Raw genomic sequence first — 355 nt, 5'->3', positions numbered from 1 at the left:
CTGTAGCGCAGCCGCTGGCGCTGCAACAGTGTTTTTGCTTTACGGCGCATCCGGTCCGCGCGCGACACGTTCGGACCCCCGAAAGGATAGTTCATGCCCGCCACCCTGCTGCACACCCACCGCGTCGAGAAGCCCTGGGGCCGTCACACGCTGTTCCCCGGTTTCGAGGATGCCGCGCCCGGAAGAGAGCCGATCGGCGAGGTCTGGTTCCAGCAGCCGGGCGACACCAGCCCGGACCTGCTGATCAAATACCTGTTCACCAGCCAGAAGCTGTCGGTGCAGGTCCATCCCGACGACGAGGAGGCGCACAAGCGCGGCCTGCCGCGGGGCAAGGACGAATGCTGGACGATCCTGA

Annotated in this window: 1 protein-coding gene; it reads left to right on the top strand. The window is 65.9% G+C overall.

The features are described 5' to 3' along the window. Positions 1-93: 93 nt before the first annotated feature. Positions 94-355: cupin domain-containing protein (locus AC0IYH_RS30030; protein ID WP_471837750.1), on the top strand; the 262-nt coding region annotated here is incomplete at its 3' end.

The organism is Pseudomonas sp. AC463, assembly GCF_979253585.1.
The sequence above is the reverse complement of the archived record's forward strand: the minus strand, read 5'-3'. Positions and strand labels throughout refer to the sequence as shown.